Source organism: Bacillus sp. NEAU-242-2, assembly GCF_027853835.1.
In the GTDB taxonomy this organism is placed as follows: Bacteria; Bacillota; Bacilli; order Bacillales; family Bacillaceae; genus Bacillus; species Bacillus velezensis.
The window spans coordinates 221,260-234,694 of sequence record NZ_JAPNNY010000001.1 but is presented as its reverse complement, the minus strand read 5'-3'; the positions used below and the strand labels follow the sequence as shown (position 1 = coordinate 234,694).

Here is a 13,435-nt window from a genome sequence, read left to right as displayed (position 1 = left end):
GTGAAGAACTTCAATAAGCAAATCACTTTATCGCTGAAAAATCCGTTTATTTTACATCATGACGTTTACGGACAAAAAGTCCTTCCGGGATTGGCTTATATTGATATGTTTTATCAGATTTTCAAAGAGCGCGGCTATTCATACGACGGGCTTCAGCTGCGCCATTTATCCATATATCAGCCGCTTATCGCGAAAGAAGACAGCGCCGTCAAGCTTACGGTTGAATGTACAAAGGTAAAAGAAGGGCGCTGGAAACTTACCGCAAAAGGGGCTGAGGTCAGCGGCGGACGAGTCCAGCCGGAAGAACGTATTTACGTCAAAGCGGAAATGCACGAGACGGCACCCGCAGTTTTCAGTGACACGCTTGATCTTGACTCTGTCAAACGCGAGGCGGAGCGCACCATCGATTTAAATGAGCTGTATGCACAATGCAGAAGCCAGGAATTGGTTCACAGCGGATATATGAAAGCAGAAGGAGAAGTGTTTGAGGAGCGGGACGGCGTTACCTTTGATGTATCGCTCGGAAAAGACGCGATGGGACAGGCCGGAGGGTTTTTGTTCCATCCGACTCTTCTTGACGGAAGCGGCGTCGGCGCAAACCTATTGATCTCCTCGCTGTTAAATGGGGAAAAGAGGCTGTTTCTGCCTCTTTTCTACGAATCTTTTACAGCTTCCGAACCTTTGCAGGCCGGCTGCATCACGAGAATCAAACGTTCGTCGCTTCGGCAGGAAAAAGAGCTCATTTACATTACACTGGAGTTTTTTAACACATCCGGCCGAAAAGTAGCCGAGCTGAAAGATTTCACAAGCAAGCTCGTGCGGGATGCCGAGCTGATCAATACAGACCGAAAGACTGCTGAGAAGTCTCCTGAAAAAGCCGGTTTACCGGAAGTTGCGGCATCGCTTGAAGGCGGACACCCGCATGAGGAAGCAGAACGGTATGTCATGAATCTGATGGCTGAAAAAATCGGCAAGCCGCTTGAACAGATTGATTCTCAAGTCGGCTACTATGAAATGGGGCTGACATCGTCCGGACTGCTTGACGTCGTCGAAACGATAAGCGAAAAAATCGGCGAAACCCTTTCTCCGACTTTGCTGTTTGAATATACGACGGTAGCAGAGCTGGCGGCTTTCCTGACAGAGCAGTACGGAAGCCATTTCAGCGCGTCTCCTGCAAAAATAGAGAAGCAGGTTGAGAAGCAAACAGAAAGAAGACGGAAAAGCAGTGTTCCGCAAGATGAAGATATCGCGATTATCGGCATGGCCGGCCGCTATCCGCAGGCCGAAAATATTCATGAATTCTGGGAAAACCTGAAAGAAGGAAAAAACTGTGTCACCGAAATTCCGGAGTCTCGCTGGGACTGGCGCCGGTTTGAAAATGTAAAGTCGCCTTCCGGAAAGAGCATTTCAAAATGGGGCGGATTTATTGATGATCCGGATTGCTTTGATCCCCAATTTTTCCGGATTACGCCGCGGGAAGCTGAAACAATGGACCCTCAGGAACGGCTGTTTTTACAAACATGCTGGGAAACGATTGAGGATGCCGGATATACGCCGAAGTCGCTCGCAGAGGCGCGCGGACGGAATAAGAGACAGCGCGTCGGCGTCTTCGCAGGGGTGATGCATAAGGATTATACGTTGGTCGGGGCTGAAGCTTCTTCTGAAGATCATGTATTCCCGCTTTCTCTTAATTATGCGCAAATCGCAAACAGAGTTTCATATTTTTGCAATTTTCACGGGCCGAGCATGGCGGTCGATACGGTCTGTTCATCCTCGCTGACTGCGGTTCACCTTGCTGCGGAAAGCATTCGGCGCGGGGAATGTGAATCGGCGGTTGCCGGAGGCGTCAACTTGTCGCTGCATCCGAATAAATATCTGACATACGGTTTATGGGACATGTTTTCAACAGACGGGGTTTGTCATACATTCGGGAAAGACGGAGACGGCTATGTACCGGCTGAAGGAATCGGTGCCGTTTTATTAAAACCGCTGCGAGAGGCGGTAAAAGACGGAGACCGGATTTATGCGGTGATAAAGGGCAGTGCCGTCAACCACGTGGGGACAGTGAGCGGAATTTCCGTGCCGAGTCCTGTCGCGCAGGCCGATTTGATTGAAGAATGCCTGGACAAAGCGGGCATCGGTCCGCGCACGGTCAGTTATGTTGAGGCGCACGGGACGGGAACTTCTCTCGGCGACCCGATCGAGGTTCAAGGCCTTGTCAAGGCGTTCCGCCAGTACACACAGGACAAACAGTTCTGTTCGATCGGATCAGTGAAGTCCAATATCGGCCATGCGGAATCGGCGGCGGGCATCAGCGGCTTAAGCAAAGTTGCCCTGCAGCTTCACCATAAAACTCTGGTGCCGTCTCTTCATTCCGAGGAGCTGAATCCGTATTTAGATTTTGAACAATCACCGTTTTACGTCCAGCATCATACCGAAGCATGGCAGCAGCCCTCAGTAAAGGAAAACGGAAATGAGACCGTATATCCCCGGCGTGCAGGCATCAGTTCTTTTGGGGCGACAGGTTCAAACGTGCATCTCATTCTGGAGGAATTTGTCCCTGAAGAATCACACGGAACAGTGGCTGAACCGGCAGAAGAACAGACATTCATTTTCCCGGTTTCAGCCCGAAATGAAGAACGGCTAAAAGAGTATGTTGCGAAGCTGTCTGCATTTATTCATCCCGGCCTGCCGCTTGAGGATGCGGCGTATACACTTCAGATCGGCCGTGAACAGATGGAGGAGCGGGTTGCGTTCACCGCTCAGAATATGACACAGCTCAAAGAGAGGCTGGAAGGCTTTCTGGCGGGTAAAACGGTCAGCGGATGCTGGCGGAACCGAGCCGATAAAAGCAAACAGGCAGAGCTTGCTCCGGACTTGATACATAATTGGCTTTCTTCCGGGAGTCTGGAGATGATTGCCGAAAAGTGGGCCGGCGGAGGAACGATGGATTGGAATCTCTTGTACAGTGAAAACAAACCGAATCGGATCAGCCTGCCGACATATCCATTTGAAAAAATCCGGTATTGGGTGCCAAAGGCGGAGAAAAGAGAATCGCTGCCGCAAAACAGGGCAGGCATGCTGCATCCGCTCCTTCATGAAAATGTATCAAACATGTCAGGTGTTCGTTTCCGGTCCTCTTTTAGCGGCGGAGAATTTTTCCTGAAAGATCACGTCGTCAAAAACGAGCGGACGTTACCGGGCGCGGCTTATCTGGAAATGGTCCGGGCGGCCGTTGAACACGCGGCAGAAACGAAGGAAGAAGGAACAGTCCGTCTGAAACATGTTGTATGGATACGTCCGTTTACAGCGGCGGATGAATCCGCAGAACTGTATCTCCGCCTTTATGACGAAGAAAATGGGGAGATGGGCTTCACGGTTTACAGTGAATCGGCTTCCGCGGAACAAGAGCCCGTTCTCTATGCGCAAGGAAGCGCGGCGTGTGTCGGAGCGGGCGAACCGGCTAAAATCGAGATTGACAAATTAAGAGAGTCACGCCGTCTGATCACACCTGACGCTTGCTATCAGGCATATAAACAGATGGGGATTGAATACGGGGATGCTCACAAAGCGGTCACGGAAATCTATGCAAAAGACAGCAAAGTGCTCGCGAAGCTCTCACTCCCGTCATCTATTTCTCATACAAAAGATCAGTTTGTCCTCCATCCGAGCCTTTTGGATGCGGCCTTCCACGCGACAATCGGGTTAATGCTTGACAGAGACGGGACTGACATAAGGCCGATGCTGCCGTTTGCTCTCGAACAGATTGATGTGTTGAAAAGCTGTAAAAGCGATATGTGGGTTTCCATTGCGTACAGCGGCGAAAGCAAGCCTGAAGATGCCGTGCAGAAGCTGGATATTGATGTATGTGACGAACAAGGCAATGTATGTGTGAAAATGACTGGTTATTCCGCACGGGAAATTGAAACGGATAAAACAGATACACTATTTTTTGAACACGTATGGGAAGAGAAGGCCGCTGTACATGAAAAAGCGCCGACTCATTTCAAAGCCCGTCACGTGATGATATCAGACCGGTTTACGGATCAAATGAACAGCATACAGACAGACTTCAGCTGTCACGTGCTCCGTGATCAGCATAAGAGTGAAGACGAACGGTTTGAAGCTTGTGCGCTTCAGGCTTTCGAAGAAGTGAAGAAAATTCTCGCTTCAAATTCCGGCGGGCGCGAGCTCATTCAGATTGTCGTGCCTCAAGAAGCGGATACGCAGCTCCTTTGCGGCTTAACGGGGCTTTTGAAAACAGCGGCGCTTGAAAACCCGAACCTGACCGGCCAGCTGATTGAATTGGAGCCGGACGTCAAAGCAGACACGCTGTCCCGATATGTAAAAGAATGCAGCGCTCATCCTGATGACAAGCATATTCGCTATGAAAACGGCAAGCGCTATACGGCACAATGGCAGGAAACAGGGCTTGAACAGTTCGGCGCCGAAAAGCCGTGGAAGGATAAAGGTGTTTATCTGATCACAGGCGGTGCGGGCGGACTCGGATTTTTATTCGCCAAAGAAATCGCCCGGCATGCAAAAGACGCCGTTCTTATTTTAACGGGGCGTTCTCTGTTGGATAACCGTAAAAAAGTCCAGCTTCAAGAACTGTCCGATCTCGGCGCGCAAGCCGTGTACAAACAAACGGACATGACGGAAAAACAAGAAGTTCAATCGCTCACAGCGGACATCTGCCGGAAGTACGGCGGATTAAACGGTATCATACACAGCGCGGGAACGATAAAAGACAACTATATTCTGAAAAAGCACAAAGATGAAATCCGTGATGTACTGGCGCCGAAAGTCTCCGGGCTGGTTCATCTTGATGAAGCGGCAAAGGACATTGAGCTTGATTTTCTGATTCTTTTCTCTTCCGGAGCCGGAAGCGCCGGAAGCGCGGGCCAGGCTGATTATGCGATGGCCAATGCGTTTATGAACGCCTTCAGTGAAAAAAGAAACCGTAAAAAAGCCCGAAATGAACGCTATGGACACACCCTTTCAATCTGCTGGCCGCTTTGGAAAGACGGCGGCATGACGGTTGATGCTGAAACGGAAGCGATGCTGACAAAAGAAAGCGGCATGGTCCCTATGAAAACAGAAAACGGCATCCATGCTTTGTACCGCGGGTGGGCGGCAAACACATCCCAAATCATGGTGACGGAAGGCTACGCCGCAAAAATCCGGGCGTTTCTGAAAAAATCAGCGGATGATCAGCCGGATAAGGGCAGCAAAACGGAAGAAACGGCAGGTCTTACAGCAGGCGGAGAGAACATGCTTGCAGAAAAAACAGAGCATTTCTTGAAACATGTGCTTTCGGAAGTAACCAAACTTCCTGTCGGCAAAATTGACGCCAAGGCGCCTATGGAAGATTACGGAATTGATTCGATTATGATTATGCATTTGACGGGCCGGCTGGAAAAGAGCTTCGGTTCATTGTCAAAAACATTGTTCTTCGAGTACCAGAATATCGAATCGCTGGCGCAGTATTTTATGAAAGCACACCGGGACACGCTGCGGGAAGTGACCGGGATGAAAACAGAAGAAACCCCTGCAGCCAAACCGGCGCTGTCTGAGAAAGCGAAAGTAAAGCCCGTTTCCAAACGGAATGAAGGCAAAAAAGGCTTTGCGCAAGTCCGTCCAGACGCGCGGAAAAATCAGCAGCTGACGGAGCGTGAAGATATCGCGATTATCGGTATATCAGGACGATATCCGCAGGCCGAAAATCTTCAGGAATTTTGGAAGAACTTGAGTGAAGGCACTGACTGCATAACCGAAATTCCAAACGATCGCTGGGATCACAGTCTTTATTACGACGCTGATAAAGATAAAGAAGGCAAGACGTACGGAAAATGGGGAGGATTTTTGAAAGACGTGGACAAATTTGATCCGCAATTCTTCTCTATTTCGCCTCGGGATGCAAAATTGATGGACCCGCAGGAGCGGTTATTCCTGCAATGTGTCTACGAAACGATGGAAGATGCCGGTTACACGCGCAAAAAGCTCACGGAAAAATCGGGTGATTTGCTTGGCGCCAATGTCGGTGTTTACGTAGGCGTCATGTATGAGGAATATCAGCTTTACGGAGCCGAAGAACAGGCGCGCGGAAAATCGCTTGCGCTGACCGGAAATCCGTCATCAATTGCGAACAGGGCTTCCTATGTATTCGGTTTTAACGGTCCGAGCATGGCGCTGGATACGATGTGCTCTTCTTCTTTAACAGCCATTCATCTGGCATGCCAAAGCTTGCGGAACGGGGAATGCGAGACAGCATTTGCCGGGGGCGTCAATGTATCCGTTCATCCGAATAAATATTTGATGCTCGGCCAGAACAGATTTTTATCAAGCAAAGGCAGATGTGAAAGTTTCGGTGAAGGCGGGGACGGTTATGTGCCCGGTGAAGGAGTGGGAGCCGTGCTCCTTAAGCCGCTTTCTAAAGCGAAAGCGGACGGTGATCATATTTACGGCCTGATCAAAGGAACGGCCGTAAACCATGATGGAAAAACAAACGGGTATTCCGTACCGAATCCGAACGCCCAAGCCGCGGTGATCAAACAGGCGTTAAAAGACGCGGGAACCGATCCGAGGGCGGTCAGCTACATTGAAGCCCACGGCACCGGGACTTCACTCGGTGATCCGATTGAAATCACGGGTCTGACAAAAGCCTTTTCAGAACAAACACAAGATAAACAGTTTTGTGCCATCGGCTCAGCAAAATCCAATATCGGGCACTGTGAAAGCGCGGCGGGCATCGCGGGTCTGACGAAGGTGCTCCTGCAAATGAAACATAAGAAGCTCGCACCGTCACTGCATTCCCGGACGCTTAACCCGAATATTGATTTTCTCTCTACGCCGTTCAAAGTGCAGCAGACGCTTGAAGAGTGGAAAAGACCGGTCATAAATGAAAACGGAGTAAATAAAGAACTGCCGAGAACCGCAGGGCTTTCCTCATTCGGAGCCGGCGGCGTCAACGCTCATATCGTCATCGAAGAATATACCGCTGATGAGGATAAGGAGACGGCTTTTGCTGCACCTCATCCGTCGATGATCGTCCTTTCCGCGAAAAATGAGCAACGGCTTCAAAAACGGGCGGAACGTCTTCTTGATGCGCTGCGGAGCGGGCGTTACCGGGAAGCGGATCTGAGCCGGATCGCATATACGCTTCAAATCGGACGTGAACCGATGGAAGAGCGTCTCGGAATGATTGTCAGCAATTTGCGCGAGCTTGAAGAAAAGCTTGACGAATTTACGGGCGGCAAGGAGTCAATTGACCGGCTCTACCGCGGACAAGTCAAACAGAATAAAGACACGATGGCGCTGTTTGCGGCTGATGAGGACATGGAAAAAACCATTGAGGCATGGCTTGAAAAAGGCAAAGCCGCAAAGGTATTAGAGCTTTGGGTGAAGGGCCTTCCGCTGAATTGGGATAAGCTGTATCAAATGGGCAGACCGCAAAAAATCAGTCTCCCGGCCTACCCGTTTGCAAAAGACCGTTATTGGATCGACACATCAGCTGATACAGCTGTCAAAAGACCGGCCGAAACACAGTCTGCGCCGATCGCACCGGCGGCCGTCCCGGAACCGGTCATTGAAGTAACAACTCTTCACGAGGAGACTGCCAAAGAAAAACCGTCAAACATTTCATTGCAGCCTTTGAGCGGCGCGAAACCGAAAAGAACCGTACAGTCTGCTTCCCGTCCGGCGGTTTCCGCTGAAAAAGTAAGTGCCGAATTAACGGAAAGGTTGGCGGACGTTTTATATATGGATGCCGACGATATCGACGCAGATGACACATTTATTGATATCGGCATGGATTCAATCACAGGTCTTGAATGGATAAAGGCCGTTAATAAAGCGTACGGCACGTCCCTTACGGTGACGAAAGTATATGATTATCCGACAATCCGCCAGTTTGCGGCCTTCTTGCAAAAAGAGCTCGGGACAGAACCGATCCTTGAGGAAGCAGCCGAACCGCAGAAAACAGAGGCCGTAAAAAAACCGTCAAACATACTGCTGCAGCCTTTAAACGCTCATAAGCAGCATGTGATACAAGCAGAAGCGGATATTCTGGAGGCGATGTCTGAAACAGCAGCTTCCGCCGAACCGGAAGAACCGATTGAAGCGGTGCATGACGAGTTATCAAAAGCACTGGCTGATGTATTGTACATGGAGCGGCATGAAGTGGATATTGATGAGGCCTTTATTGACCTCGGTATGGATTCGATTACCGGTCTTGAATGGATAAAGGCCGTCAATAAACGGTATGGCACGGACTGTAATGTAACGAAAGTGTATGATTATCCGACAATCCGTCAATTTGCCGATTTTCTGCGCACGCAGCCGTCCGTCCGCGGAAGAAAAAAACAGGCGGTTCCCGTACATCCAAAGCCGCTTACGCAGCAAGCCGCCCCGCGGGAGAAAACACCTGCCGAGCCGGAGAGATTAACGGTTCAAAAGGAACCTGAACCGGTGCAGGCCAAACGGGAGCCTAAAGACGAGATAGCGGACGCGATAGCCATCGTCGGCATGTCGGGCAAGTACCCGGATGCGCCGGACCTAAAGACATATTGGGACAACTTAGCCCGTGCGAAAAACGCCATTCGCGACATCCCGCTTTCCCGCTGGGATGTAAACAAATACTATGATCCGGCCTTAAACAAGAAGGGCAAAGTATACTGCAGATCAATCGGTATGCTTGACGGCATTGAAGAGTTTGATCCGCTGTTCTTTAATATATCTCCGTCTGAAGCGGAACTTATGGACCCGCAGCACCGGATATTTTTACAGGAAGGTTTTAAAGCCTTTGAAGATGCGGGTTACAGCTCAAAAGAATTAAACGGAAAAAATTGCGGCGTTTATTTGGGGATTATGAACAATGAATACGGCATGATGTTAAACAAACATCAGACAGGAGGAAGCGCGACGGGCAACAGTTTCAGCATCGCGGCGGCCCGCCTGCCTTATTATCTCAATTTGAAAGGGCCGGCCATTCCGATTGATACGGCATGCTCTTCATCTCTCGTCGGGACTCATTTGGCGCGTCAGGCGCTGTTGAATCATGAAATTGACATGGCGCTTGTCGGCGGGGTGACCTTGTATTTAACGCCTGAATCATACATCAGCATGTGTGAAGCCGGAATGCTGTCTCCTGACGGCCAATGTAAAGCATTTGATAACAGTGCGAACGGATTTGTGCCTGGCGAAGGCGCGGGGGCGCTCGTTTTGAAGAGGCTGAAAGATGCGGAAGCCGACCAAGACCATATTTACGGAGTCATTATCGGATCTGGAATTAACCAGGACGGAAAAACCAACGGCATTACCGCACCAAGCGCGAAAAGCCAAATGGAATTAGAGCGTCAAGTGTATGAAGCGCACAACATACACCCTGAGAGCATCACCTATGCGGAAATGCACGGCACCGGCACAAAGCAGGGGGACCCGATTGAATTAGAAGCCTTATCTTCTGTATTCAAGGAAAAAACGGACCGCAAACAATTTTGCGCCATCGGTTCGGTTAAATCGAATATCGGGCATACGTCGGCGGCGGCAGGTGTAGCAAGCGTCCAGAAGGTTCTGCTGTCGATGAAACATCAGCAGCTTGTGCCGACCCTTCATTTCAGCACGCCGAATGAACATTTTGATTTCGATGACTCGCCTTTATTTGTCAATACCGAACTTAAACCTTGGGAAACAGGCGGAGCACCGCGGCGGGCCTGTGTCAGCTCATTCGGCTACAGCGGCACAAACGCTCATCTCGTTATCGAAGAGTATCAGCCGAAAGACCGGGGAAGCCGTAAGTCTGATGAGACAAACATTTTTGTGCTGTCGGCGAAAAAAGCGCCGCAGGTAAAAACCTATGCCGAGTCTGTGATCCAATTTGCAAAAGCCAATCAGAATATCAATCTTTCAGATATGGCATACACGCTTCAGACCGGGCGTGATGCGATGGATTACCGTCTTGCGGTTACAGCCGGTTCGAGAGAAGAACTGATCAGCCGTTTAACCGATTTTGTAAACGGAAATACGGGTGAAGGGATATATGAAGCCCACATCAAAACGGCAAAAAAAGAAATCAAAGCATTTGAAACGGACGATGATCTGAAGCAGCTTGTCAGGTCGTGGTTCGATAAGAAAAAATACGCCAAAATAGCGGAATTGTGGGCCAAAGGGCTTCAGATGGACTGGGACAGACTCTATCAAGACGAAAAACCCCGCAGAATCAGTCTGCCGGCTTACCCGTTTGCGAAGGAGCCTTACTGGCTGCCTGAACCGAAAGCCGTACCGCAGGAAACAGAAGACCGGCGCGAGGCTGTGCTTTTAGAAAAGCAATGGGTTCCGTGTGAGATCGATTCGGCCGGTGAGAAAAGCGGCAGGACGGTCATGATTCTGGCTGATGCAGGGACAGCGGGGCTTGCCGAAGAGACTGCAAAGCATTTCGCTGACTCGTTCATTTTCCCGGCCGATTCCGCTGACACTGCAGCTAGCGATTGGAATCACATAGATGGCGCAATCGATCTGACGGGATGCGGAGACGAAGACCTTTCACTGGAAGGAATCAGCCGGATCCAGACTCTGATTGATACAAGCCGCCGGCAAGCGCGGCCGCTGACGCTGCTATATGTAACAAAAGGCTTGGAGCCATTTCAGCAGAAAACGATTCATCTTGCAGGAGCGGCAAAAAGCGGCCTGTACAGAATGCTTCAAAATGAGTATCAAAACGTGACGTCCAGACACATGGATGCCGATACAGATACGGATCAGCAGACGCTTGCCAAACAGATTGCAGATGAATTTTCGGCGGACAGCACAGAACCGGAAGTCTGCCGCCGAAACGGACAGAGATACCGTGCTTTGTTCAGCGAGATTCCAAGCGGGAAGCGAGCAGAACATAAGCCCGCACCGTTTCCTGAAGACCATGTGCTTTTCATTACCGGAGGCACGAGGGGACTGGGTCTCTTATGCGCCCGCCATTTCACAGAAAAACACGGCGTGAAAAAAGTAGTGCTGACAGGCAGGGAGCCGATTCCTCCCCGTCATGAACGGTCAGCCGTTAATACGAGGCTGAAAGAGAAGATACGGGCGATTGAAGAGCTTGAAGCAAAAGGAGTGCAAGTGGCGGTGATCAGTCTGAAATTGTCTGATCATGATGCGGCAGCAGCGGAAATTGAAACGATCCGGCGCACGATGGGACCGATCGGCGGCGTCATTCACTGTGCGGGATCGGTTAATTCAGTAAATCCGGCATTTATCAGAAAGACTGCCGACGATATACAAGAAGTGCTGGAACCGAAAGTCGCCGGGCTTCAAACATTAAGCAGCCTTTTCACAAATGATCCTTTGCAATTTTTTGTCTTATTTTCTTCAGTATCTGCAGTCGTTCCGGCGCTCGCGGCGGGACAGTCGGATTATGCGATGGCAAATGCGTACATGGATTATTTCGCGGCGGCTCATCAGCATCAATATCCGTTAGTCAGCATTCAATGGCCGAACTGGAAGGAAACCGGATTGGGTGAAGTCCGCACAGAAAGCCTGAAGCAGACCGGGCTGCTGGGACTGTCCAACGCGGAAGGACTTGACTTGCTGGACCGCATTTTATCTGAAAACATCCGTCCGTCCGTTCTGCCGGCTATGGTTGATCGGAGCGAATGGCATCCTGACAGGCTGCTCTGTCAAAAGAAAAAACAAAAAGAGACTGAAGCCGTAATAAACGGCAAAGCCGCGGAAAAACATTCAGACAGAGAACTGCTTCTTGATACGAAGGTGTGGCTTGTGAAACTGTTTTCCGATGAGCTGAAAATCGCTCCGGAAGAACTGGAAACAGACGAACCGTTTCAGGATTACGGGGTTGATTCGATCATTTTAGCGCAGCTTTTACAGCAAATGAATCATGCGCTCAAAGAGGACTTAGATCCGTCTGTTTTATATGAACACCCGACGATTGACGCGTTTGCCGAATGGCTTGTATCCAATGGTCAACAGCTGCTTGCAGAACGGGAGGAACCTGATACAGAAATGTTGGTTCCGGCTGCCGTACAAACGGTTCACACTGAGCAAAAGCGTGCTGCTGTAACTGAAGACATTGCCGTCGTCGGAATGAGCTGCCGTTTTCCGGGAGCGGAATCGTTAGAACAATATTGGGATTTGCTGAGAAGCGGCAGGTCCGCAATCGGCTCCGTCCCGGCGGAACGTTTCGGATATGCAAATCAATACGTTGCGGGATTGATTGACAATATGGATCACTTTGATTCCGAATTCTTTTTCATTCCGGAAAACGACGCGAAAGCGATGGACCCTCAGGCGTTGGCGGTGCTGGAAGAGAGCTTGAAACTTTGGTGCCATGCCGGCTATACCCGTGAAGAAATCAAGGGCATAGAAGCCGGTGTGTATATCGGAGGCCGCAGCCAGCATCAGCCTGATCCTGAAAGTCTTGCGAATACCCGCAACCCGATTGTTGCGGGCGGGCAGAATTATTTAGCGGCAAACGTTTCGCAATTTTTTGATCTGCGCGGGCCGAGTATCGTGCTTGATACGGCTTGTTCATCGGCTTTGACAGGAATGAACATGGCCGTTCAGGCACTGAGAAGCGGCGATATCAAAGCGGCGGTAGTTGGCGGCGTCAGCCTGCTGAACACGGATGCGGCGCACCGGATGTTCCAAGAGCGCGGGCTGTTAAACGAAAAACCGGCATTTCACGTATTTGACAAGCGTTCCGGCGGAGTGGTCCTCGGTGAAGGCGTCGGCATGGTGCTGTTAAAAACAGTAAGACAGGCGCAAAAAGACGGCGACACGATACACGCGGTCATTAAGGCTGCCGCCATGAACAATGACGGCAGAACGGCAGGCCCGTCAGCCCCGAATATGCAGGCGCAAAAAGATGTCATGCAAAGCGCGCTTTTCAAAAGCGGCAAAAAGCCGGAAGACATCAGTTATATCGAAGCAAACGGATCGGGTTCCGCGGTGACTGATTTGCTTGAGCTGAAGGCGATTCAATCCGTATACCGCTCAGGTCCGCATGTTCCGCTCGGCATCGGGTCAATCAAGCCGAACATCGGGCATCCGCTTTGCGCGGAAGGCATCGCAAGCTTCATTAAAGTCGTATTAATGCTGAAGCATAAACAAACGGTTCCGTTTCTCTCAGGAGACGAACCGATGCCGCATTTTGATATAACAAAGACAGATTTTCACTTTCATAAAACAGCCGGCGAATGGGATGCAGCCAGACCGTCAGCAGCCATCAACTGCTTTGCCGACGGCGGAACGAACGCCCACGTCATTCTGGAAGCTTGGGAAGAAAAAGATACCCGAATGAAAAGAAAGCCGCTGCCGGTACCGTCATTAAGACGTAAGGCTCTGGTAAAAGAACCTGACGTACGAGCGGAGAAACAAGAGCTTCCTGCGAAAAAAATGTTTTGGAAAGCATTTAAATAAGAGAGGA

At 50.3% G+C, this 13,435-nt stretch carries 1 protein-coding gene; it reads left to right on the top strand.

Annotated elements, in window-relative coordinates; translation table 11 throughout:
- Entirely contained in the window at positions 1-13,428 is a 13,428-nt protein-coding gene (locus OWN49_RS00685; protein WP_270908448.1) for a type I polyketide synthase, read from the top strand.
- Positions 13,429-13,435 lie beyond the last annotated feature (7 nt).